The organism is Pseudomonas pisciculturae, assembly GCF_015461805.1.
Classification (GTDB): domain Bacteria; phylum Pseudomonadota; class Gammaproteobacteria; order Pseudomonadales; family Pseudomonadaceae; genus Aquipseudomonas; species Aquipseudomonas pisciculturae.
Window position 1 is genome coordinate 12,808 of sequence record NZ_JACVZE010000013.1, and the last position, 22,190, is coordinate 34,997.

The 22,190-nt window shown below is 62.1% G+C and carries 25 protein-coding genes; 13 read left to right on the top strand and 12 right to left on the bottom strand.

Annotated features, from left to right (window positions below):
• Position 1: 1 nt before the first annotated feature.
• From fliQ to fliF, 12 genes are all read right to left on the bottom strand, one after another.
• The gene (gene fliQ, locus ICY20_RS26595; protein WP_017735842.1) at positions 2-271 is read right to left on the bottom strand and encodes a flagellar biosynthesis protein FliQ; all 270 of its coding nucleotides are present in this window, start codon (positions 269-271) and stop codon (positions 2-4) included.
• Between the two features lie 13 nt (positions 272-284).
• Positions 285-965, bottom strand: a complete 681-nt coding sequence (gene fliP / locus ICY20_RS26600; protein WP_194939071.1) for a flagellar type III secretion system pore protein FliP — start codon at positions 963-965, stop codon at positions 285-287.
• Complete coding sequence (gene fliO / locus ICY20_RS26605; RefSeq protein WP_200846424.1) at positions 962-1,348, bottom strand: flagellar biosynthetic protein FliO; 387 nt, start codon at positions 1,346-1,348, stop codon at positions 962-964. Before fliO ends, fliP begins: the two co-directional genes overlap by 4 nt.
• Positions 1,345-1,815, bottom strand: coding sequence for a flagellar motor switch protein FliN (gene fliN, locus ICY20_RS26610; protein ID WP_159959476.1), 471 nt, complete (start codon positions 1,813-1,815; stop codon positions 1,345-1,347). The genes fliO and fliN overlap by 4 nt, the downstream gene beginning before the upstream one ends.
• Positions 1,808-2,863: a flagellar motor switch protein FliM gene (fliM, locus tag ICY20_RS26615; protein WP_159959478.1), complete on the bottom strand. Its 1,056-nt coding sequence runs from the start codon at positions 2,861-2,863 to the stop codon at positions 1,808-1,810. Before fliM ends, fliN begins: the two co-directional genes overlap by 8 nt.
• A 3-nt stretch (positions 2,864-2,866) precedes the next feature.
• Positions 2,867-3,328 (bottom strand): flagellar basal body-associated protein FliL, encoded by a 462-nt coding sequence (gene fliL, locus ICY20_RS26620; RefSeq protein ID WP_194939072.1) that lies wholly within the window; start codon positions 3,326-3,328, stop codon positions 2,867-2,869.
• Positions 3,329-3,451: 123 nt separating this feature from the next.
• On the bottom strand, positions 3,452-4,609 hold the full coding sequence (locus ICY20_RS26625; RefSeq protein ID WP_159959482.1) for a flagellar hook-length control protein FliK: 1,158 nt from the start codon (positions 4,607-4,609) through the stop codon (positions 3,452-3,454).
• A gap of 8 nt (positions 4,610-4,617) precedes the next feature.
• Positions 4,618-5,088 (bottom strand): flagellar export protein FliJ, encoded by a 471-nt coding sequence (gene fliJ, locus ICY20_RS26630; protein WP_159959484.1) that lies wholly within the window; start codon positions 5,086-5,088, stop codon positions 4,618-4,620.
• A gap of 19 nt (positions 5,089-5,107) precedes the next feature.
• Positions 5,108-6,424, bottom strand: a complete 1,317-nt coding sequence (gene fliI, locus ICY20_RS26635) for a flagellar protein export ATPase FliI (RefSeq protein ID WP_321186700.1) — start codon at positions 6,422-6,424, stop codon at positions 5,108-5,110.
• 26 nt (positions 6,425-6,450) lie between these two features.
• The gene (locus tag ICY20_RS26640; RefSeq protein ID WP_159959488.1) at positions 6,451-7,128 is read right to left on the bottom strand and encodes a flagellar assembly protein FliH; all 678 of its coding nucleotides are present in this window, start codon (positions 7,126-7,128) and stop codon (positions 6,451-6,453) included.
• Positions 7,121-8,119: a flagellar motor switch protein FliG gene (gene fliG, locus ICY20_RS26645; protein WP_159959490.1), complete on the bottom strand. Its 999-nt coding sequence runs from the start codon at positions 8,117-8,119 to the stop codon at positions 7,121-7,123. The genes ICY20_RS26640 and fliG overlap by 8 nt, the downstream gene beginning before the upstream one ends.
• Positions 8,109-9,821: a flagellar basal-body MS-ring/collar protein FliF gene (fliF, locus tag ICY20_RS26650; protein ID WP_194939073.1), complete on the bottom strand. Its 1,713-nt coding sequence runs from the start codon at positions 9,819-9,821 to the stop codon at positions 8,109-8,111. Before fliF ends, fliG begins: the two co-directional genes overlap by 11 nt.
• Positions 9,822-10,019: 198 nt before the next feature.
• On the opposite strand from fliF, the gene fliE reads away from it, so the two are divergent.
• The 13 genes from fliE (at position 10,020) to ICY20_RS26715 (ending at position 22,122) form a co-directional block, all read left to right on the top strand.
• On the top strand, positions 10,020-10,334 hold the full coding sequence (fliE, locus tag ICY20_RS26655; RefSeq protein ID WP_122486537.1) for a flagellar hook-basal body complex protein FliE: 315 nt from the start codon (positions 10,020-10,022) through the stop codon (positions 10,332-10,334).
• Between the two features lie 69 nt (positions 10,335-10,403).
• The gene (fliD, locus tag ICY20_RS26660) at positions 10,404-11,810 is read left to right on the top strand and encodes a flagellar filament capping protein FliD (RefSeq protein WP_159959494.1); all 1,407 of its coding nucleotides are present in this window, start codon (positions 10,404-10,406) and stop codon (positions 11,808-11,810) included.
• Between the two features lie 22 nt (positions 11,811-11,832).
• Positions 11,833-12,240: a flagellar export chaperone FliS gene (fliS, locus tag ICY20_RS26665; protein ID WP_159959496.1), complete on the top strand. Its 408-nt coding sequence runs from the start codon at positions 11,833-11,835 to the stop codon at positions 12,238-12,240.
• Positions 12,237-12,608 (top strand): flagellar protein FliT, encoded by a 372-nt coding sequence (fliT, locus tag ICY20_RS26670; RefSeq protein ID WP_194939074.1) that lies wholly within the window; start codon positions 12,237-12,239, stop codon positions 12,606-12,608. The genes fliS and fliT overlap by 4 nt, the downstream gene beginning before the upstream one ends.
• Positions 12,609-12,939: 331 nt before the next feature.
• A complete protein-coding gene (gene flhD, locus ICY20_RS26675) occupies positions 12,940-13,275 on the top strand; it encodes a flagellar transcriptional regulator FlhD (protein WP_159959500.1) in 336 nt (111 codons plus the stop codon).
• Between the two features lie 3 nt (positions 13,276-13,278).
• On the top strand, positions 13,279-13,830 hold the full coding sequence (gene flhC / locus ICY20_RS26680; protein ID WP_159959502.1) for a flagellar transcriptional regulator FlhC: 552 nt from the start codon (positions 13,279-13,281) through the stop codon (positions 13,828-13,830).
• Between the two features lie 243 nt (positions 13,831-14,073).
• Positions 14,074-14,931 (top strand): flagellar motor stator protein MotA, encoded by an 858-nt coding sequence (gene motA / locus ICY20_RS26685; RefSeq protein ID WP_159959504.1) that lies wholly within the window; start codon positions 14,074-14,076, stop codon positions 14,929-14,931.
• Positions 14,928-15,788 carry a flagellar motor protein MotB gene (gene motB, locus ICY20_RS26690; protein ID WP_194939075.1) on the top strand — a complete coding sequence of 287 codons (861 nt, stop codon included), beginning with the start codon at positions 14,928-14,930 and terminating at the stop codon, positions 15,786-15,788. The genes motA and motB overlap by 4 nt, the downstream gene beginning before the upstream one ends.
• A 62-nt stretch (positions 15,789-15,850) precedes the next feature.
• Entirely contained in the window at positions 15,851-17,020 is a 1,170-nt protein-coding gene (flhB, locus tag ICY20_RS26695) for a flagellar biosynthesis protein FlhB (protein WP_194939076.1), read from the top strand.
• A complete protein-coding gene (gene flhA / locus ICY20_RS26700; RefSeq protein WP_194939077.1) occupies positions 17,017-19,113 on the top strand; it encodes a flagellar biosynthesis protein FlhA in 2,097 nt (698 codons plus the stop codon). Before flhB ends, flhA begins: the two co-directional genes overlap by 4 nt.
• Positions 19,110-20,822 (top strand): flagellar biosynthesis protein FlhF, encoded by a 1,713-nt coding sequence (locus ICY20_RS26705; protein ID WP_194939078.1) that lies wholly within the window; start codon positions 19,110-19,112, stop codon positions 20,820-20,822. Before flhA ends, ICY20_RS26705 begins: the two co-directional genes overlap by 4 nt.
• Positions 20,815-21,210, top strand: a complete 396-nt coding sequence (locus ICY20_RS26710; RefSeq protein WP_159959514.1) for a hypothetical protein — start codon at positions 20,815-20,817, stop codon at positions 21,208-21,210. Before ICY20_RS26705 ends, ICY20_RS26710 begins: the two co-directional genes overlap by 8 nt.
• A 219-nt stretch (positions 21,211-21,429) precedes the next feature.
• On the top strand, positions 21,430-22,122 hold the full coding sequence (locus ICY20_RS26715; RefSeq protein WP_194939079.1) for an RNA polymerase sigma factor FliA: 693 nt from the start codon (positions 21,430-21,432) through the stop codon (positions 22,120-22,122).
• Positions 22,123-22,190: the final 68 nt, after the last annotated feature.

Genomic DNA, 22,190 nt, shown 5'->3' on the forward strand with positions numbered 1-22,190 from the left:
GTCAGCCGATCAGCGTGGGCAGGCTGGTAAACAAGGCGCGAGTGTAGTCCACCAGCATCTCCATGATCAGCGGCCCGGCAATCACCAGCACCACGCACACGCCGATGATCTTGGGGATAAACGACAAGGTCGATTCGTTGATCTGCGTGGCGGCCTGGAACAGGCTCACCAGCAGGCCGATAAACAGCGTCACGAACAACACGGGCGCGGCCACGATCATGCTCATGCGCATGCCTTTGTAAGCCAGGTCCATGACCATTTCCGGCGTCATGTTTACGTCCTCATCAGGTGTAGAAACTCTGCGCTAACGAGCCCAGCAGCAATTGCCAGCCGTCCACCAACACAAACAGCATCAGCTTGAACGGCAGCGAAATGGTCGACGGTGGCACCATCATCATGCCCAGCGCCATCAGCACGCTCGCCACCACCAGGTCGATGATCAGGAACGGGATAAAGATGGTGAACCCGGCCTGGAATGCGGTTTTCAATTCGCTGGTGACAAACGAGGGCAGCAGCACGCGCATGGGCACGTCTTCGGGGCCTTGCAGATCGTCGATCTGCGCCAGCCGTGCGAACAGGGCAAGGTCGCCCTGACGGGTCTGGGTCAGCATGAATTTTCGAAACGGCAGGCTGCCCTTGTCCAAAAACTGCTCCACCGTGATTTCATCGTGGGAGAACGGCTGCCAGGCGGTTTTGTAGGCCTGGTCCAGGGTCGGCGACATCACAAAAAAGGTCAGGAACAGCGACAGCCCCAGCAACACCTGGTTCGGCGGCGCCGAGGTGGTGCCCAGCGCCGTGCGCAGCAGGCCCAGCACAATGATGATGCGAGTAAAGCCGGTCATCATCAGCAAAATCGCCGGCAGGAACGCCATGGCGCTGAGCAGCAGCAGGGTTTGCAGGCTCAGGGACCATTGCTCGCCGCCCGCCTGGCCGGTAAAGGCGCTGAGGCCTTCGATACCGGTCATGAAGAACGCCCTTTGCGCTTGAAGTTATGCTTCAACGCCACAGCCAAGCGCTCGGCAAAGTTGTCGCCGGGCACGACGACCGCTTCTGGCTCAGGCTCCGGCGCGTCCATCTGCGCCAACGCCGTGACCTGTTGCGCCGTCACCCCCAGCACCAGCCATTGGTCACGCACTTGCACGATCACCACTTTTTCGCGCTGGCCCAATCCGGTGCTACTGACCACCCGCATCTGCTTGCCGGGCGCCAAAGGCCGCGAGCCGACGCGCCGGGCGAACCAGCCGAACACCAGCACACAGCCCAGCACCACCGCCAGGGCCAACGCGGTCTTACCGAGCAGCGCCAGGTTCATCACGCTGTCATCGGGCACGCCGAGGGGCGCACTCATCGGTTGAGCTTTTGCACACGCTCGGACGGCGTGATGATTTCAGTGATGCGAATCCCGTACTTGTCATCCACCACCACCACTTCGCCCTGGGCGATCAGGTAGCTGTTGATCAGGATGTCCATCGGTTCACCCGCCAGGCCGTCCAGCGCCAGCACCGAGCCTTGGGCCAGTTCCAGCAATTGCTTGATGGTGATGCGGGTGCGGCCCAGCTCAACGCTGAGCTTGACCGGAATATCCATGATCATTTCCAGCTCACGCGCCGCGGCGGTGGGCTGGGGTGCCGACAACGGCTTGAACAGGCTGGCGCCCACGCTCGGGGCCGGAGCTTCAGCGGCCTCGGCAGCCTCTTGTTCAGCCAAGGCAATCGCCCACGGGTCGTCGTCCGCGCCCTCGGCAATAGTTTGTTCGGCCAGGGCGTCGGCCCATTCATCCGGCGCTTCGGGCGGTGTGGTGTTTGAATCAGTCATGGTCGGATTCCTTGGCAGTGGACACGTGGCCCTTCACGAATCGGCTGGTAGAAGAGGAAGAAAGGCTCAGGGAGTGGTCGACCAGGTCCTTCACAAGTAACGCGCGCAGGCCGTTCTGGCTGCCGTATTCACAGGTCATGACCGGCACGCCATCGACCCGCGCATTGATGATGTCGGGCAGTTCGATGGGCAATACGTCGCCCACCTTGAGCGCCATGACCTGCCCCACACGGGCATCCATTTCGACAAAGTCGGCGATCAGTTCAATTTCCGAATGGGTGATCTCGCCGGCCATGCGCTTGTTCCAATTGCGCTCTTCTTCCGGATTGGTGTCGGTGAGCGGGCCGTTGAGCAACTGGCGCATCGGCTCGATCATCAGGTACGGGATCACGATGTTGAAATCGCTGGAGAGGTTGCCCACCTCCAGGTGGAACGTGGCGTTGACCACGATTTCATTCGGCGAGCTGGTGATGTTGGCGAACTTGGCCTGCATCTCCGAACGCAGGTATTCGATGTCCAGCGGATACACCGACTTCCAGGCGTCCTTGTAGGCGTCCACCGACAGGCCCAGCAAACGGCGAATGATGCGCTGCTCGGTGTGGGTGAATTCGCGGCCTTCGGACTTGGTGACGAAACGCCCGTCGCCGCCGAACAGGTTGTCCACCACCATGAACACCACCGCCGGCGGGAACACCACCAGCGCCGTGCCCCGCAGCGGTTTCATCGCCAGCAGGTTGATGTTGGTGGGCATCGGCATGTGCATCGAGAATTCGCTGTAGCTCTGATAGCGCACGCTTTTGACGGTGATGTCGATGCTGCGTCGGATCAGGTTGAACAGCGCCATGCGAAAGTAACGGGCGAAGCGTTCGTTGATGATGTCCAGGGCGTGCAAACGCTCGTGAATCACCCGATGCTGGGTCGCCGGGTCGTAGGGGCGTACCCGTGAAGCGTCCAGGGTGCCGGCCTCTTCGTGGGCGGCGTCGGTTTCGTCGCTGCCGCGAAGCAGCATGTCGATCTCGTCCTGGGAGAGCAAATCGTCGATGGCCATGGGTTACTGCACGATAAAGTCGGTGTACAGCACGCGCAGCACCGAGGGTTCAGGCTGCTGCGGCGCCAGGGGCTGCTTGAGGGTTTGCAGGATGCGTGCGGCGAGCGCTGCCTTGCCCTGGGGGGTGATGACCTGCGTGGTGTTTTGCCCGCTGAGCAGGGTCAGCAACTGGCTGCGCACTTGCGGCATGTATTGCTGCAACAAGGTCTGGCTGACGTCGTCGGCCACTTCCAGGGCAAAGCCCACGTACAACAGGCTGGGTTCATCGCGCTCGTTCACCAGGTTGACGGTCATCGGCGCGATGGTCACCAGCTTGGGGGCCTGGGGTTTTGGCTCGGCCTTGGCGGCCTCATCGGCATGCGCGTTCTGGCTGATGTACACGTAGGTGCCAGCGCTACTGCCCGCGACGACGACCAGCGCCAGCAGCAGAATCAAGAGCCAGGGGGTTTTGCGGGAGGTGGTCATTGGCAAAAACCATTGAATAAAGGAAACCGGTTAGGCAGGGCTCAAGTATGACCACCGCCCTGCCCCGCCCATGGCGCGATAAGACCAGGCTAACGGCGGTATCTCGCTGTTTTGATTTGGGATTCAGACGTACAGGTCCACCGCCGAACCGCTCAACACCACTTGCTGCACGGGTGCCGGTTCGACGCGGTTTACCTGCGCGCTTGTCGACTGGGGTTGCGGATCACGTTGTGGCTGCTGGCGCGAAGACTGGTCGTTCACCGATGCCTGCCCCAGCGCAATACCTTGGGTGGCCAAGGCTTCGCGCAATTGCGGCAACGCCTGCTCCACCGCCGCCCGCACCGACGCATGGGCCACTTGGAACTGGGCCTGGGTGGTGCCGTCGTTCAGGTTGAGGCTGATCGACAGCGGCCCAAGCTCGGCGGGGTGCAGGCGCAGGTCCACCTGTTGATCACCACGGGTGACCATATCGACCATCTGTTGGCCCAAGTCCGCCGCCCAATCGGTGCTGCCGATGGCGGCGGTGAGGACCAGGCTGCTGTTCGCCACGCTGTCGGCGGCGACGGTGCTCGCCGGGGCGAACGATGCGGGCGCAAGGTTGAAGACTGTTTGTGGGTCCGGCTGGCTATTCGACTGGCTATCCGGCTGCCTGTCACCGGTTTGCGCATGCACCGCTGGGATGCTGTCGGCAACAGTGGCGACCAATGTCGGCAGGGCATCGGGCAAGTCCACCGGGTCGGCGGTGTCGTCCGGCTCATCATCGGCCACGGGCAGGCTTTGGGTGTGGGTCGGTGTACTGTTGATCACTGGCGCGGGGTCGGCCGGTGCAACGTTAACCGGCACCGGCACGCTCACCGGAATCGGCGGAACGACGATCACCGAGGCCATATCCTGACCAGCGCTTTCGATCAGGGCCATGCGCTGGCGGATATCGTCCAGGGTAGAGTCGGCCTGGGCGGTGGGCTTGGCTTCTTGCATGTCGACCACGGGCGCATCGGGCAGGACACTCAGCACATCCTCCTCCGGCAGGGTTTCTACTTGCGCCACCGGCAACGGCTGAGGCACCACAGGCGCAGGCACTTCGACCGGCTCGGCAACCACCGGTGCAACCTCGGGCTGCACCACCGGCAATGGTTCCGGCAAGGCTTGCGGCACAGCGGCAGTCACCTGGCTCAACACCGCCGAAAACGAGTCCACCAGCGCAACCGGCGTATCGGTGGTGGCAGTACTGGCCTGCACCGGCGCGGCAGCCTGGGGCACTAATGTCGCGAGAATGTCCATGGTGTTCCTTAGAGGCCGCTGTCGAGGGAGGAAGGAAACGTCGCCGCGCGGCGGCGTAACTGGCTGGCCATTTCATCGGACTGGCGTTGCTCGATACGCCCGACACGCACCTGCTCCTGCATAGCGCGGCGGTCCAGCAAGGCTTCAATCGAGCTGACCTTGCGCCACTGCGCCATCCACGTGAGCTGGTGGTGCGCCACTTGTTTGCGGTGGCGTTCCAGGCTTTTTTGCGCACGCTCCACCGCCTCTTCCAGCGACTGCAAAAAGCCCCGGTAATTGGTGAGTGCCGAGGGGCTCATGCCGTCCCTGGCCAACTCCAATTGCAGGTTCTGGCGATACTCCTGCTGGTACTGGTCCAGGGTGCGCAACTGGTTGATCACCTGCTGCTCGGCCGTGCGGCTCTGCGCCAACGCGCGAGCGGCGACGTCGCGGGCCTTGGCGGCGATTTCGATCAACAGGTGCAGGGATTGATTAGCCATCGGTGCTTACTCGAAAAGGTCAGTTGCCCGGGAACAACAGGCTGAGGCCGTGCAAGGTTTCGTCGACGCTGGCGCGATCGTCGATGCGCTGTTGCAGGAAGCGTTCGATATGCGGGTACAAACCGACCGCCCGGTCCAGTTGCAAGTCATGGCCCTGGGAATAGGCGCCGACGCTGATCAGGTCGCGGTTGCGCTGGTAACGGGACAGCGCCTGCTTGAGTTGGTTGGCCTTGCGCTGCTGGGCATCGCTGGCGATGGCGGTCATGGCGCGGCTGATGGACGCTTCGATGTCGATGGCCGGGTAGTGCCCGCTTTCCGCCAGGTGGCGCGACAGCACGATGTGCCCGTCGAGAATCGCCCGCGCCGAGTCGGCAATCGGGTCCTGTTGGTCGTCGCCCTCGCTGAGCACCGTATAGAACGCGGTGATCGAGCCACCGCCGGGCGGACCGTTGCCGGTGCGTTCCACCAGTTTGGGCAACTTGGCGAACACCGATGGCGGGTAGCCCTTGGTGGCCGGTGGTTCGCCCACGGCCAAGGCGATTTCGCGCTGGGCCATGGCGTAGCGGGTCAGGGAGTCCATGATAAGCAGCACGTCCTTGCCCTGCTCGCGAAAGTCCTCGGCGACCCGCGTGGCGTACAGCGCGCCTTGCAAACGTTGCAGCGGCGAGGTGTCCGCAGGCGCCGCCACCACCACCGAGCGGCGCAGGCCGTCTTCGCCGAGGATGTTGTCGATAAAATCCTGCACCTCGCGGCCCCGTTCGCCGATCAGCCCCACCACGATCACATCGGCCTGGGTGTAGCGCGCCATCATGCCCAGCAGTACCGACTTGCCCACACCGGAACCGGCAAACAAGCCCAGCCGCTGGCCGCGCCCCACACAGAGCAAGGCATTGATGGCGCGGATGCCCACGTCGATCTGGCGATCAATCGGCGCGCGCTTGAGGGGATTGAGCGGCTGGGTATGCAGCCCCGCGTGATGGGCGCCCACCAACGGACCGCGCCCGTCCAACGGCTGACCGCCGCTGTCGAGTACGCGCCCGAGCAAGCCCATGCCGAGGGGGAAACTGCGATTGCCATCACCTTCATCGGCGGCGAACACCCGTGCGCCCGGTTGCAGGCCGTGGATTTCCACCAGCGGCATCAGGTACAGGGTCTCGCCAGCAAAACCGACCACTTCGGCTTCGGCAAACACATCGGTGAGTTCAATGCGGCATGCGGCGCCCAATGGCAGGCGCAGGCCCACCGCTTCGAGCACCATGCCAGTGGCGCGGGTAATCCGCCCGCTGCGCAGGTGCGGCGCAATCAGCAAGGGCTTGCCCTGGCAGGCGTCCAACACCCGGTTCCATCGAGCGATATGCGGGTTCACGGCAATTCATCCAGGGCGCGCTCGACGTTGCGCGTGAGCAGGCTCAGGCGTGACGGCCGCGTGGCGTCCAGCTCACCGCTGGCGCTGGCCACCCGGCAACCGCCGGGGAGCATTGCGGCGTCCGCCTGCAAGGTCCAGCCCGCCGCTTCGACCTGTTCGCCAAGGCTGTCCTGCACGCGCTGCAAATCCTCGGGGTGGAGCCACAGCTTGGGTTTGCCGGTGAGCTCCAGGTCGCTGTCGAGCATGCCCTTTACCAGCGTCAGCACCTGCTCCGGTTGGGCGGTCAGCGCGTCGCCAGCCAATTGCCGGGCGGCGTCCAGGGCAATGCGCACCAGTTGGTGGGCGATGTGCTGGTCCATCGACTTGAGCGCCTCGTCGAAGTTGCGGCACAACTCCAGCAAGGGTTGCAGGGCTTGCACCCGTTGCTGCTGCAACTCCACCGCAGCGGCCTGGCGCCCTTCGTCCAGGCCCTGTGTATAACCTTGTTCCACGCCTTGGGCATGCCCGAGTTGCTGGGCCTCGCTGATGGTTTTCTCGCGCAGCACCTGCATCTCCAGCTTGTGCTGAAAGGCTTGCTTGCGCAGGCGCTCGCGGTGAGTAGTCTGGGGGTCGTCGTTGGGCGCGGCCGGGCTGCCCAACGGGTCCATCTGCCAGGGTTGCCAGCGATCAGACATAGGTGTCGTTACCGCGTGCGGTCACGATATCGCCGCTGTCGGACAAGCGCCGCACCACCGCCAGGATGGCCTTCTGTTCGGTTTCGATCTGGGACATACGGATCGGCCCGCGCGCCTCCATGTCTTCGCGAAACAGTGCGCCGGCCCGCTGGGACATGTTGTGCAGGAAGCGTTCGAGCAACGCCGGCGGCGAGCCTTTGAGGGCGATGGCCAGGGAGTTTTGATCGACCTGTTGCAGCAGGGTCTGGATGCCACGGTCGTCCACGTCGATCAGGTTTTCGAACAGGAACATCTCGTCGAGGATCTTCTGCGCCAGGTCGTCGCTGTGTTCGCGCACGGTGCCGATGGCCAGTTCTTCGTGGGCCGAACTCATCAGGTTGAGGATCTCGGCCGCCGTGCGTACGCCGCCCATTTTGCTGCGCTTGAGGCTTTGGCCGTCGAGCATCACGCCAAGCACTTCGGTCAGTTCCTGCAAGGCCACCGGCTGCACGCCGCTGAAGGTGGCGATACGCAGGATGATGTCGTTGCGCAGGCGGTCGGGCAGCAATTGCAGAATGTCCGAGGCCTGGTGGCGCTCCAGGTGCACCAGGATGGTGGCGATGATCTGCGGGTGTTCGTCGCGGATCATCTCGGCCACCATCGAGGCTTCCATCAGGTTGAGCTTGTCGATGCCCGAACCAGTGTTGGTGTTTTCCAGGATGTCGTCGATCAGGCTGGCGGCGCGTTCGCTGCCCAAGGCCTTGGTGAGCACGGCGCGGATATGGTCGCTGGTCTGGATATTGATGGCGGCGTATTGGTCGGTCTCGTCCATGAACTCTTCCAGCACCAGACGCATTTCTTCATGGGACACCTGGCTCAGGCGCGCCATTTCCATGCTGATGGCTTCTACATCGCTGCTGGGCAAAAACTTGAAGACTTCCGCCGCGCTGTCGGCGTCCAACGACAGCAGCAAGATCGCACTGCGGCGCGAGCCGGTCATTTTACTGGTCATTTTTCTTCATCCATCCGCGCACGATCATGGCCACCAGACGCGGGTCTTCGGCGGCAATCTGTTGCAGGCTCTGCATGTTCTGTTCATACACCGCCGACTTGCGCGGCAAGGTGTGCGGGGTGCTTTCCCCACCGGCCACGACCATGGCGGTACTGGCGCTGGTCGGCACCAGCGAGGTACCCGGCTCTGCGGTGGCCGCCAGCATCTGCGCCTGATGATGGGCGTTGCGTTTTTGCATCGGGCGCAGCACCCACCACCACAGCGCCAGCGCGGCAAAGGCCACCAGCAGGTAACGCAGGCCACTGCTCAGCAGGTTGTAGGCCTCGGGGGTTTTCCACCATGGCTGCTCTGTTACCGAAAGGTCTTCGGTCACAAATGGGCTGTTGATAACTTGCAAGGCATCGCCACGGCTTTCGGTAAAGCCCATGGCCTGGCGTACCAGGTTGTTGATGTTTTCCAGTTCTTCCTTGCTCAGCGGCTCGGTGCTCGCAGCGCCGTCCTTGAGCACGGTGCGGTAGTTGACGACGACGGCGGTGGTCAGGCGTTGTAGGGTGCCCTGGCTCGACTTGACGTGTTCGACGTTGCGGTCGACTTCGTAGTTGATCATGTGCTCGCTTTGGGTGGCGCTCTTGGCGCCTTTGGTCTCAGCGGCAGCGGGAGCGCCGCCGGCTGGCGTCGGCGCGTTGGCCTTGGTCGGTGCAGGCGTATTGGGTGGCGAATTGGTGAGCGCGCCCGGTACGCCACGGCCGGCGTCGTCGCCTTCCACTACGTGTTCGGAGGTCTGCTTGCTGCGCACGGCCGCATCGTTGGCGTCCTGATTGGGCGCGTAGTGTTCGGCGGTGCTTTCTCGGGTAGAAAAATCCACCTGGGCGACCACCTGGGCATGCACGTTCTGGCTGCCGAGCAGCGGCGTGAGGATGTCCTCGATACGGCGCTGATAGGAGCGCTCGATCTCATGCACGTAGTCCAGATGCGTGCCGTCCGGACCGTTGCTGTCGCCCTGGACCTGGGACAGCAGGCGACCGTTCTGGTCGACCACGGTGACTGCGTCCACGCTCAGTTCCGGCACGCTGGAGGTGACCAGGTGCACAATCGCGCTGGCCTGGCTTTGCCCCAGCTCACGGCCGGGTTGCAGGGTGAGCACCACCGAAGCACGGGCGGCTTCACGGTCGCGTACAAACACCGATTGCTTGGCCATCACCAGATGCACCCGCGCCTTGGCGACCGGGCCGAGGGATTCGATGGTGCGCGCCAGCTCGCCTTCCAGGCCGCGCTGGTAGTTGAGGTGTTCGGCAAACTGGCTGACGCCGAAGGCCTGTTTATCCAGCAGCTCAAAACCGACGCTGCCGCCCTTGGGCAAACCCTGCTCGGCCAATTGCAGGCGCAGGGCGCTCATTTTTTCGCTGGGCACCAGGATGGTGTTGCCGCCTTCGCTCAGGCGATAGGGCACGGCGCGCTTGTCCAGCTCGCCAATGATCTGCCCGCCATCGGCTTCGCTCAGGCCAGAAAACAACACACGGTATTCCGGCTCGCGCGCCCACAACAACAGCGCCACCACCACCGCGATCACGGTGGCGGCCGCCAGCAGCAAGGGCAGCAGGGGTTGGTTGCGAAACAGCGTGGTCAACGCTTCCAACGGTTTGACGGGAGCACGGGGCGCCAGATTCTTTTGCGCGCCTTTGGCCAGGACTGCGGTACTCACGAACACCTCGATGGCGAGGGTAGGGCCTGTACAAAAGACATTGCAGCGTCCGGTAACTGTAGTAAGGGGTTCATTCTGGCGAAAATGCCAGAAGCTAAACCCCGGAAAAGCCACCGCTTTTGTGCTCAATTGGGCGAATGTGCACGTGAGCCCCCTTGGTAATCTGCTGGCCTGATCGCTGCCTATGAGGCCCGCACCATGAATTCGTCCGCCCTCACCAACGCCCTGCAACAGCTGTCGCTACTGGCCGAACAGGCCGAAGGCGCCAGCAGCCAGCGCATGGCCCCGGCCACCGGGTTTGCCGGTGAGTTGCAGTCATCGTTGCAGCGCATCAACCAGTTGCAGCAGACCGCGACAAGTCAGTCCAACGCCTTCCAGGCGGGCAGCGAGTCGGTGTCGTTGAGCGATGTGATGGCCGATTCACAAAAGGCCAGCGTGGCGTTCCAGATGGGTGTGCAGGTGCGTAACCGCCTGCTCACGGCCTACAAAGACGTGATGGCGATGCAGGTTTAAAAAAGCCCTAAAGACGGGCTGGCCGTTTGCCGATGTTCGGTTCAAGCGCACAAACCAGGACAGGCACACATGGCAACCACAACCTCCAGCACGTCGACGGCAACCATCACTTCCCTTGGGGTCGGCTCCGGCCTTGATCTGGACAGTATTCTGACCAGCCTGGAAGAGTCCAAGGAAGCCAGCCTGCTGACCCCCATCACCACGCAGGAAACCTCGGTCAACGCCGAGATCACCGCCTACGGCACCTTGACCAGCGCCCTGACTAAATTGCAGACCGCCGCTGAGGCCCTGGCTGACTCAAGCCTGTACGACTCGCTGACCACCAGCCTGTCCGGCAGCGGCGTTACCGCCGCCACCACCAGCGATGCAGTCGCCGGCACCTATAAGCTGGAAGTCACCCAACTGGCCCAGGCCCAAAGCCTTTCCACCGATGGCGTGGCGAGCAAGACCACCGCCCTGGGCACCGGCACCCTCACCCTGCAAGTGGGCACGGCCGATGCGGTGTCGATCACCTTGACCAGCAGCAACAACACCCTGGAAGGCATTCGCACTGCGATCAACGCCTCCGGCGCAGGTGTGACCGCCTCCATCGTCAACGACGGCAGCGGCACACCGTATCGCCTGGTACTCACCTCGGACAGCACCGGCACCGCATCGGAAATGACCGTGAGCTATGCCGGCGACGACAGCACCGACGCGGCCTCCAGCCTGTTTGGCTACGACGGCAGCACCGGCAACATGACCCAGACCGTGGAAGCTCTGGACGCCGAGCTGACCATCAACGGTATTTCGATTACCAGCCAGACCAACACCGTCGAAGACGCACTGCAAGGTGTCACGCTGAACCTGACCGCCGTCGGCAGCTCGCAGACCCTGACGATTTCCCAGGACACCGACGCGATCTATGACGCCGTTTCCGCGTTCGTCACCGCCTATAACAGTTACGTTTCCACCGTCGATACGCTGACCTCCTACGATGCCGACGCCGATACCGCAGGCGAATTGCTCGGCGATTCGACCACCCGGCGTATCAGCACCAAGCTAAGCAGCGACCTGTACAGCGCAGTCGGCAGCGGCACCTTCAGCTACCTGTCGCAGCTGGGTATTTCCCTGGAAGTCGACGGCACCTTGCTGATCGATGAAGACACCCTGACCAGCGCAATCACCGACAACATCGATGCCGTGTCGGAGTTCTTTATCGGCACCGACGGCACCTCTGGTTTTATCGGCCAGATGACCACCGACCTCGATACTTACCTGGACGAAGACGATGGCCTGATTGTCGCCCGCACCGACAGCCTGGCCACCAAGCTGGAACAGCTGGAAGACCGTTACGAGGAAAAACAGGCGCTGATCGACTCCGAAATGGCGCGCTGGACCGAGCAATTCACCCAGCTCGACACCCTGATTTCGTCGCTCAACTCTACGGCTGACTACCTGACCACCCAGTTCGATGCCCTCAACAGCAGCGACTGACGAACCACGCGGAGCACACTCAATGAATGCCTATCGGGACGCGAACGCCTACGCCAAGGTCGGCGTGGAAAGCGGCATTTTGGCGGCCTCCCCCCACCAACGCATCGTGATGCTGTTCGACAGCTACCAAGCGTCGATCCGCATCGCGCGCCTGCACTTGCAGGCTGGGCGTATCGCCGAGAAAGGCCAGGCCATTACCAAGGCAATCAACATCGTCAGCCGCGGTTTGCGTGCCGCGCTAGACCTTGAACAGGGAGGTGAAATCGCCGTGCAACTGGACCAACTCTACGACTACGTGGTGCGCTTGCTGCTGCGTGCAAATCTGGATAACGACGACACAGCACTGACCACGGCCGCCGCGCTACTGGAAAATATCGCCGCCGCCTGGCTGGCCATTGGGTCGCACACTGAGGAAGAGCGGCAGCCATGATGCAAACACAATTGATCGCTGCTTACGAACAACTGCTCGAACAGTCCCAGCGTCTGCTTGAATGCGCCAAGCAGGCCGATTGGGATGGGATCTTCGCGTTGAAGTCCCAAGGGCTGATCGACGCAGCTTACTTACGCCGAGCACAAGACCAAGTTGATATGGATGCCAACGGCCAACAATACAAACTTGAACTACTTAGTCAGATTCTGGCGCTTGAAGAACAAGTAAATACGTTCTTGCATGCGCGGCAAAATGACCTGGGCGAGTTGATGCAGATCAATCGCAAGAAGAGCAACCTGAACAACGCCTACGGCGCGTCATCCCATCAAGTGATACCAATAAGCCATTATTTGTATCGAAAGAAATAACAAGCACCTACACGCTGCCTCTACGCACGACACATAAGTGTGAAAATATCTTTGAGGTACGATAAATCACTGAAAACAGACAAGAAATAGCCTGCCTCAGTCTGTTATCGTACGGCACACTTGATACTTTAGAAAAAATTAAAAAATAACGGTATTCACGGCCAGCTAGCGGATGGTCGGGAGCATGAATAACCGAATAACGCTACAAACAGGCACTCGTTGTACAACCATAAAGGCCTGACTTTAGTACTTGTCGATTTGCAGCACTGACTGCCAGAGGTCGCACCATTAGGTGTGCCGAACTGTAGTACCCAACGGGAGGGGTAGAAAGTTGCCAAATACCAACACTGAGCTTGAAGACATCCAGGACCTGAATCTTTCGTATTTATTACTGGCCCAAAATTTATTACGCAAAGATCGCGAGATCGCCATTTTTCGCCTGAAACTCAGCGAACCCATGGCCGACTTGCTGACCAAACTAAGCAGCAAACAAATGACCCAACTGGCACGGGTTAACCAGTTGATTTGCCGACCGGTTTTCGAAGAAACCGAGCGCCTGTCCAAGGTGCTGGGCAATGCGCGCGAACTGGGTATGGTGGAAATACATTCTGCACTGCTGATGGCCGCCGCCGATCGCACAGGCGATTTGCGTATCGGGGAAGGCTGACCCATGTCAGACAAAAGCCTGGTCACCGAAATGCAGCAAGTGCAGCTGGCAATCGAACTGATTGAACTGGGTGCACGGCTGCAGGTGCTGGAAACGGAGACCACGCTGAGCCGAGGTCGCCTGATCCGTCTCTACAAGGAAGTACGAGGCGCCTCGCCCCCCAAAGGCATGCTGCCCTTCTCCACCGACTGGTTCGTGACATGGCTGCCGAATATTCACTCGTCGCTGTTCTACGGTATCTACCGCAGCCTGATGGAAATCGGCGGGCATCGCATCGATGCGTTCGTCAAAGCCTATCGGCTGTACCTGGAACAAGTCGGCGACCAGGAAGGCGAACTGGTGCTGGGCCTCACGAGGGCCTGGACGTTGGTGCGTTTTTTTGAAAGCGACATGTTGGAGTTGATTCGGTGTTCGTGTTGTTCCGGTGAGTTTGTGGCGCACTCTCATGCGCCGGCGCAGCATTATGTGTGTGGCATTTGCCAGCCGCCGTCGCGGGCGGGGAAGACCCTTAAGCGCAAAGATATCGACGCACAACTGCTGATCCGCAAGGCCTGAGCGGTCTTCAAGTCAAAGCAGGTCCAATGTGGGAGGGGGCTTGCTCCCGATGACGGTGGGTCAGCTACCTATTAGTTGACTGACACACTGCCATCGGGAGCAAGTCGAATCGTCGCACCGCCCCTCCCACATTGGACCTGTGTTGGTTTGTCTTTCGCGCATGTTCAAAAAGCCCTCAATTGCCCCCCCGCCGTTGCCGATATTCAGCAAGTCACCCATTGCTTGAATCTAAGGAACGACCACGTGCTCATCGTCTCCGGGCTTATCGTTGTACTGCTCTCTGTGTTCGGTGGCTTCGTCCTGTCCGGTGGCAGCCTTGGCCCGCTGTACCAGCCCACCGAATTGCTGATGATCGCCGGCGCCGGTGTCGGGGCCTTTATTGCCGCCAATAACGGCAAGGCCATCCGCGCCACCCTCACCGCCATTTCGCGCTTCAAGCGCAGCGCCAAGTACGACAAGCGCCTGTACCTGGAATTGATGGGCATGCTTTATGCCCTGCTCAGCAAGGCCCGTCGCGAAGGCATGCTGAGCCTGGAGCGGGACATCGACGACCCCACGCAAAGCCCGATTTTTACCCAATACCCGCGCCTGGTCAGCGACCCGTTGATCATTCTGTTTATCACTGATTACCTGCGCCTGCTGGTCAGCAGCGCCATGCAGGCCCATGAGCTCGACGAACTGATGCTGCACGAGATCGAAGGCTTCGAGCACGAGGCGGGGTTGCCCTCCGACGCTCTCTATAAAGTCAGCGATGCCCTGCCCGCGTTCGGCATCGTCGCGGCGGTGATGGGGGTGGTCAAGGCGCTGAGTGCGGTGAACGTCGGGCCGGACTTGATGGGCCAGATGATTGCCCACGCGCTGGTCGGCACCTTTCTCGGCATCTACCTGGCCTACGGCTTGGTGGCACCACTGGCCAGCCGCATCGACCGCCAGGCCGCCGAGTCGGTGAAGATGCTGCAATGCATCCGCGTCACGCTCTTGGCCAGCGTGCAAGGCCTGCCACCGCAACTGGCGGTGGAATTCGGTCGCAAGGCCCTGCACACCAGTGAACGCCCCGGCGCCCTGGAGCTGGAAACCTACGTGCGCGGCAGCGGCGCATGAGCGACCGCCCGATCATCATCCGCCGCAAAAAAGCCGCCAAGCACGGCCACCACGGTGGTGCCTGGAAGATTGCCTTCGCCGACTTCATGACCGCCCTGATGGCGTTGTTTTTGGTGTTGTGGGTGCTGTCCAACGCCAGCAAAAACGACAAGGACGCGATTGCCGAGTACTTCAGCACGCCGCTGCTGGCGGCCATAAGCAAAGGCGATCGCAACGCCAACAGCGCCAGTGCGATTCCCGGTGGCGGCCCGGACCCACGCACCACCGAGGGCGAAAAGACCCGCTACACACCGCGCCTCTCCGGCGAAGAACGGCGCCACCTCGAATCCCTCAAACAACGCCTCAACAACGCCGTGGACCGCGACCCGCAACTGCGCGAACTCAAGCAGCAGATCGCAATCGAACTGAGCCCCGAAGGCCTGCGCGTGCAACTGCTCGATACCGACAAGCGCCCGATGTTCGAGCTGGGCAGCGCCAATGTGGCGCCGTACCTGCGCAAGCTGCTCAAGACCTTCGCCCCGGTGCTCAACGAGCTGCCCAACCGCATTCAAATCAGCGGCCACACCGACAGCCACCCCTACCCTGGCGGTGATGCGGGCTACAACAACTGGGATTTGTCTGCCGACCGCGCCAAGGCCTCGCGCCAGGAACTGGTGGCCGGTGGTCTGGATTCCGACAAGTTGCTGAGGGTGTCGGGCATGGCTGACCGCATCCGCTTCCACGGCGCCGGGCCGTATGACGCGGCCAACCGGCGCATCGAGATCATCGTGCTCGACCGTCGGGTGGCCGAGCGCATTTTGTCCCAGGAGGAATACGGCCCGACGGAACCCTCTACCCACAAACCATCTGCCCAATAACGCGGGATTTTGCTGGGTGTTTGCGCGATAGGTGAATAGGCCGTCTACGCACAATACCGGCCATGGCCGAGACCAGCAAAGAAGACCAGACCGAAGCGGCGACCCCGCGACGAATAGAGAAGGCCCGCGAAGAAGGCCAAGTCGCCCGTTCCCGCGAAATGAACACCTTCGTCATGCTGCTGGCCGGCATCGGCGGGCTGTGGCTGCTCGGCGGCCATCTGTATGACGAGCTGGGCCAGGTGATGGAGCAGGCGTTGCTGTTCGACCGCGCCCAACTGTTCGACACCGCGCGCATGCTCAGCACCCTGTGGACCCTGGCCCAGACCGCGCTGTTTGCCCTGGCACCGTTTTTTGCCCTGATGGTGCTGGCCGCCCTCGCCGCTCCGGCATTGCTTGGCGGGCTGGTGATCACCCTCAAGGCCGTGCGTCCGCAGTTCTCGCGGGTCAACCCCATAAGCGGGTTGGCGCGGTTGTTCTCGGTGCAGGTGCTGGTGGAACTGGCCAAGGCCATCGCCAAGGCCAGCCTGATCGGCCTCGTCATCTATATGTTCCTGCGCAGCCATCTCGACCAACTGCTGACCCTGCCCCACATGCCCGCGCAAAAAGCCCTGGCCGCGATGATGAGCCTCACCGCCAGCGCCTGTGCGATGTGCGTGGCCTCGCTGATTATCGTGGTGGGCATGGACGTGCCCTACCAGCTGTGGACCTACGCCAAGAACCTGCGCATGTCCAAAGAGGAGCAACGCCAGGAACACAAGAATTCCGACGGTGACCCGCATATCAAGGCCAAGATCCGCCAGGTGCAGCAGGCCCGCGCACGGCGCCGCATGATGAGCAAGGTGCCCAAGGCCGATGTGATCGTGACCAACCCCAGCCACTTCGCCGTGGCCTTGTCGTACCAGAAAGAAAAGAACGGCGCGCCCCGTGTGGTGGCCAAGGGCGCCGATGACGTAGCCCTGCGCATCCGCGAAATCGCCACTGAGCATAACTTGCCGATTCTTGAGGCCCCACCGCTGGCGCGGGCCCTGTATTTCCATGTCGATCTCGACCGTGAAATCCCCCTTGAGCTGTACACCGTGGTCGCCGAAGTCGTCGCCTGGGCCATCCGCCTCAAGCGCGTGGGCGAACAAGGCGGCGACCTGCCGCCCACCCCGGTCAACCTGAACGTACCGCCCGGCATGGACCAGCGTGGCCCGCGCAACCCGACACCTGAGGATGAACCGAACACATGAAAGGCATGACCGATTTATTCGGCCCCGACTCCTGGCTGGCCAACACCGACTTGAAGGTCATGACCGGCCCCGTGCTGATCGTGCTCATCTTGTCGATGATGATTTTGCCGCTGCCCACCTTCATCCTCGACCTGTTGTTCACCTTCAACATCGCCTTGGCGATCATGGTGTTGATGGTCAGCATGCTCACGCAGAAGCCGCTGGATTTCTCCGCGTTTCCCTCGGTGCTGCTGTTTACCACTTTGCTGCGCCTGTCGCTGAACGTGGCGTCTACCCGGGTGATCTTGATGGAGGGTCACACCGGCGCGGATGCGGCAGGCAAGGTGATCGAGGCCTTCGGCGAGTTCCTGGTGGGCGGCAACTTTGCCGTGGGCCTGGCGCTGTTCCTGATTTTGGTGACCATCAACTTCATGGTGATCACCAAGGGTGCCGGGCGTATCGCCGAAGTGGGCGCTCGCTTCACCCTGGACTCGATGCCCGGCAAGCAAATGGCAATCGACGCCGACCTCAACGCTGGCCTGATCGGCGAGCCCCAAGCCCGCCAGCGCCGCAAGGAAGTGGCCCAGGAAGCCGATTTTTTCGGCTCCATGGACGGCGCCAGCAAGTTCGTGCGCGGTGACGCCGTGGCGGGTTTGGTGATCATGGGCGTGTGCATCATCGGCGGCCTGGCCATCGGCATCCTGCAACACGGCATGGCGTTTTCGGACGCGGCGCACACCTACACCATGCTCACCATCGGCGATGGTTTGGTGGCGCAGATCCCGGGGCTGGTGATTTCGATTGCCGCCGGTGTGACCGTATCCCGCGTGAACACCGAGCAGGACGTTGGCCAGCAGATGATGGGCCAGCTGTTCAGCCGCCCCAAGGTGCTGATGATGACCGCCGGCGTCATGGGCCTGCTGGGCCTGGTACCGGGCATGCCGAACCTGGTGTTTTTACTGCTCACCGGGCTGCTGGCCGGGCTGGGCTGGTGGTTTTCCAAGCAGGAAGAACTTGAACCGGAGGGCTCGCCCACCCAGACGCTGCTGCCCAAATCCGCCTCCCAGGGCAGCGAAGCCTCTTGGGACGATGTGCAGTTGGTCGACACCCTCAGCCTGCGAGTCGGCCATCGGCTGATCCAACTGGTGGACGCGCGCCAGCAAGGCGAGTTGATCACCCGCATCAAGAGCCTGCGCAAAAAGTTCGCCCAGGACATGGGCTTTCTGCCGCCGGTGGTGCATGTGCGCGACAAGCTGGAGTTGGCCGCCAACACCTACATCATCAGCCTCAAGGGCGTGGAGATCGGGCGTGGCGAGGTGTTCCCCGGCAAGTGGCTGGCGATCAACCCCGGCAAAGTCACCCATGAGTTGGAAGGTACCGCTGCGGTAGACCCGGCGTTCGGCCTGCCAGCGATCTGGATCGAACCCAACCTGCGTGAACACGGGCAGATCTACGGCTACACCGTGGTCGACGCCAGCACCGTCACCGCCACCCACCTCAACCACCTGCTGCACCAGCACGCCAAAGATATGCTTGGCCGCGGCGAAGTGCAGAAGCTGCTGGACAAGCTCGGGCCCGACAGCAAGGGCCTGATCGATGAAGTGGTGCCCAAGCTGGTGTCGCTCACGGTGCTGCAACGGGTGCTGCAAAACCTGCTGGAAGAGAACGTGTCGATCCGCGACATGCGCACCATCCTCGACGCCCTCGCCGAACACGGCGGCGTGCAGCAGCCGCCGGACGTGCAGGAACTGACCGCCGTGGTGCGCATCGCCCTGGGCCGCTCCATCGTCAACCAACTGTTTGGTAACAAGACCGAGCTGAAAGTGATCGGCCTGGACTTCAACCTCGAACAAGTGCTGATGCAAGCGGTGGGCAACGGCGGCGCGCTGGAACCGAGCCTGGCCGACAACCTGATGCAACAGACCACCCTGACCCTGCAACGCCAGGAACACAGCAGCGAGCCGCCGGTGCTGGTGGTGCCCAATAAGCTGCGGCCGGTGCTGTCGCGCTTTCTGCGTCGGCGTTTGCGCCAGCTTACGGTGATCGCCCTGAGTGAAATCCCCGACGACCGCACCCTGCGCATGACTAACGTGATCGGAGGCAAGCCCAAGTGAGTGCGCAACGTTTTATCGGCGCCAACAGCCGCGAGGCCATGAACCAGGTGCGGGCGGCCTTGGGTGAGGACGCGTTGATTTTATCCAGCCGCATGACCGATGACGGTGTAGAGATCATGGCTCAGGGCGAAGACGCCCCGAGCCCCCCGCCGCTGCTGGAATGGCTGCTGGAGGCGGGTTTCAGCACCGCATTCAGTCAAGAACTGCTTGGCCGTGGGCCCGCCCAATTGCCCGATGCCACACCGGCCCGTCTCAAAGACTGGCTGATGAACCGCCTCGACAACCACTTGAACCAACTGACCCATGAAGCCGAGTTGTTCAAGGCGCCCACAGTGATTGCCCTGGTCGGCCCCACCGGCGTGGGTAAAACCACCACCACCGCCAAGTTGGCGGCGCGTTATGTGATGCGCCATGGCCCGGACAACGTGGCGCTGGTGACCACCGACAGCTTTCGGGTCGGCGCCCATGAACAACTGAATATCTATGCTGGGTTGCTCGGCGTCGATCTGCATGCCCTCGGGCCGGATGCGTCGCTAAGTCCATTGCTGAACACGCTGGCCGGCAAGCGCTTGGTGATCATCGACACCGTGGGCATGAGCCAGCGCGATCAACGCCTGCTCAGCCATATCCAGCAACTGGGCGGCGTACGCCTGATGCTGGTGCTCAACGCCGCCAGCCACGGCGACACCCTCGACGAAGTGGCGCACACCTACCGCGAGGCCGCCCACGCCGCTGGTTGCAGGCTGGACGACTGCATCATCAGCAAGTGCGACGAAGCCGCCCGCTTGGGGCCGGTGCTGGAGACGGTGATGCGTCACGGGCTGCGCCTGAACTACCTGTCGGTGGGCCAGCAAGTGCCGGAAGACTTGCAGTTACCGGGCAATTCAACGGTGTTGCAGCAGGCTGTGGATATCTCCAGGCCATCGCGTTTTGCAGCGGCGCCCGGCAAGGTGACCCGTCCACATCTGGATGCACTGGTGCGCGGGCTGTTGGGGCAGCGCAAGGCCGTGTTCGCGCTGCGCGACAGCCTGATCACCCACGTCGAGGGCTTTGCCTTATTGGCGCAGGTCTGGCCGTTGATGGCCCAGCCGCAGGCGTGTTGGGATGGCTTTCTCAGCGAGCCGCCAACGCCGTTGTCCGCAACCTGGGTCACGCCAGCAAAGGCTGGCCATCGGGCTGTGCATAACACTGAGCGCCACCCCCTCGGCACCCTCGCCAAACAGGCTCAAGCCTTTGGCATACGCGAACTGCGCTACCGCAACCGCCACGCGCGCATGAGCCTGAGCCACTTGCCGGTGACGTTCAAAGGCGCCGCCGTGCGCGCCTGGTTCGCCACCCTGCAAGACAGCCACAGCGGCCAACACCTGGGCCAACGCTACTGGCTGGTCGAAGAACAGCACGAATTGAATGAACAAGCCGCCGAACTGCTGCACCACGTGCAACAGGACGAACTGGCCAGCCTGACTGCACGCGGCTCAACCCTGTTGCTCGACCTGCACCCACACCTGCACACCGGACCGCGCCAATACCTGGCCGCAGGCCTCGCCGCCAGCGCCGTGCGGTTGACGCAAGCCCGTGATGACTGGGCATTCCAGGCGCGAGCACAACTGCTGGGGCTGCTGCCGAAAAAACCACGCGGGCATGCCGGGGATATTCTTGAGGGTTTGTTGCACTTGTCTGCCGTCGTGGGCTGCTTCGAGCATGCATGACCAGGCAGCGGGGTTGCGCCAGTGGGCCCAAACCAATCGTCGCACGTTGATGCTACTGGGCTCTGAGCAGGAAGCTGTTCTGGCCCATAAGGCGCTGGAGCGTTGGCACCGGCAAGGCCAACGCTGGGTCGGTGACCCGACTCGTTGGCGCGTGCAGGCTGTGGATAAATATCACCGTGACTCGGAGCAATCGCGCTGGGGGATTTGGGTGGACAGTGATCTGGATGCGTTTCGGCGGGCGTTCAATCAACTGAGTTCGCTGCGTGCCGGACCGACTCAAGTCTTGGCGCTGCATGCCGGCTTGCCCCAAGCGGGTCTGCTCAACAATTTACGCGAAGCCGCACAGCGGTATTTGGCCATGCGCTTACTCCTAATCAACGAGACCTAATGTGGGAGGGGGCTTGCTCCCGATGGCAGTGTGTCAGCCAATACATGTGTAACTGATACACCGCTATCGGGAGCAAGTCGAATCGTCGCACCGCCCCTCCCACATTGGATCGGCGCTAAGCAGGGAATATGTGGTGTGCCATGTAGCTGTTCTGGGCTTAAGCCGGCATGAGCACCAGTAATAATCCCGTGGATTTTTTGTCTTTCGCAGGCGCGCACCATGTATACGGCACAGGGCAAGATTAACCAGCAAGAAGTGCTGCAGCAGTACCTACCTATGGTCCGGCGCCAGGCACTGGGGTTGAAGACCCGGCTGCCCGCCAACATCGAGCTGGACGACTTGATCCAGGCCGGTAGCATCGGCCTGCTCGATGCCATGACCCGCTATGACCTGAGCGTCGGCGCCACCTTTGCCACCTTCGCCTCCCAACGCATTCGCGGGGCGATGATCGACGAGCTGCGCACCCGCGACTGGGTGCCGCGCAGCGTGCGCCGCAATGCACGGGCGGTGGAAGACGCCATGCACCGCGTGGAACAAAGCCTGGGCCGCCCGGCCAAGGAGCGTGAAGTGGCCTCGGCCATGGGCCTGACCCTCAACGAGTACCAGAAGGTGCTCGACGACACCAACGGCAGCCAGATGCTGCCCTTCGACGACATCGACGAAGAACACAGCGAAGGTTCCAGCTCACGCCTGCAAACCCCGTTCGCCGAATTGCTCAACGACCGCAACCGCGCCAACCTCACCCGCGCCATCGACGCACTGCCCGCGCGGGAGCGGTTGCTGCTTGCGCTGTGTCATCACGAAAAGCTCAACCTGCGGGAGATTGGCGTGGTGCTGGAAGTGAGTGAGTCTCGGGTGTGTCAGTTGCATGCGCAGGCGATTGCCAGGTTGCATGTGAGCATGCGGGACTGATTCACCCCCTTTCTGAAGATCACCTAGGATCAAATGTGGGAGGGGGCTTGCTCCCGATGGCGGTGTAT

Excerpts from the sequence above, each read along its gene's own strand:
- fliQ (WP_017735842.1), bottom strand. The coding sequence starts at position 271 with ATGACGCCGGAAATGGTCATGGACCTGGCTTACAAAGGCATGCGCATG.
- fliP (WP_194939071.1), bottom strand. The coding sequence starts at position 965 with ATGACCGGTATCGAAGGCCTCAGCGCCTTTACCGGCCAGGCGGGCGGC.
- fliO (WP_200846424.1), bottom strand. The coding sequence starts at position 1,348 with ATGAGTGCGCCCCTCGGCGTGCCCGATGACAGCGTGATGAACCTGGCG.
- fliN (WP_159959476.1), bottom strand. The coding sequence starts at position 1,815 with ATGACTGATTCAAACACCACACCGCCCGAAGCGCCGGATGAATGGGCC.
- fliM (WP_159959478.1), bottom strand. The coding sequence starts at position 2,863 with ATGGCCATCGACGATTTGCTCTCCCAGGACGAGATCGACATGCTGCTT.
- fliL (WP_194939072.1), bottom strand. The coding sequence starts at position 3,328 with ATGACCACCTCCCGCAAAACCCCCTGGCTCTTGATTCTGCTGCTGGCG.
- ICY20_RS26625 (WP_159959482.1), bottom strand. The coding sequence starts at position 4,609 with ATGGACATTCTCGCGACATTAGTGCCCCAGGCTGCCGCGCCGGTGCAG.
- fliJ (WP_159959484.1), bottom strand. The coding sequence starts at position 5,088 with ATGGCTAATCAATCCCTGCACCTGTTGATCGAAATCGCCGCCAAGGCC.
- ICY20_RS26640 (WP_159959488.1), bottom strand. The coding sequence starts at position 7,128 with ATGTCTGATCGCTGGCAACCCTGGCAGATGGACCCGTTGGGCAGCCCG.
- fliG (WP_159959490.1), bottom strand. The coding sequence starts at position 8,119 with ATGACCAGTAAAATGACCGGCTCGCGCCGCAGTGCGATCTTGCTGCTG.
- fliE (WP_122486537.1), top strand. The coding sequence starts at position 10,020 with ATGAATTCGTCCGCCCTCACCAACGCCCTGCAACAGCTGTCGCTACTG.
- fliD (WP_159959494.1), top strand. The coding sequence starts at position 10,404 with ATGGCAACCACAACCTCCAGCACGTCGACGGCAACCATCACTTCCCTT.
- fliS (WP_159959496.1), top strand. The coding sequence starts at position 11,833 with ATGAATGCCTATCGGGACGCGAACGCCTACGCCAAGGTCGGCGTGGAA.
- fliT (WP_194939074.1), top strand. The coding sequence starts at position 12,237 with ATGATGCAAACACAATTGATCGCTGCTTACGAACAACTGCTCGAACAG.
- flhC (WP_159959502.1), top strand. The coding sequence starts at position 13,279 with ATGTCAGACAAAAGCCTGGTCACCGAAATGCAGCAAGTGCAGCTGGCA.
- motB (WP_194939075.1), top strand. The coding sequence starts at position 14,928 with ATGAGCGACCGCCCGATCATCATCCGCCGCAAAAAAGCCGCCAAGCAC.
- flhB (WP_194939076.1), top strand. The coding sequence starts at position 15,851 with ATGGCCGAGACCAGCAAAGAAGACCAGACCGAAGCGGCGACCCCGCGA.
- flhA (WP_194939077.1), top strand. The coding sequence starts at position 17,017 with ATGAAAGGCATGACCGATTTATTCGGCCCCGACTCCTGGCTGGCCAAC.
- ICY20_RS26710 (WP_159959514.1), top strand. The coding sequence starts at position 20,815 with ATGCATGACCAGGCAGCGGGGTTGCGCCAGTGGGCCCAAACCAATCGT.
- ICY20_RS26715 (WP_194939079.1), top strand. The coding sequence starts at position 21,430 with ATGTATACGGCACAGGGCAAGATTAACCAGCAAGAAGTGCTGCAGCAG.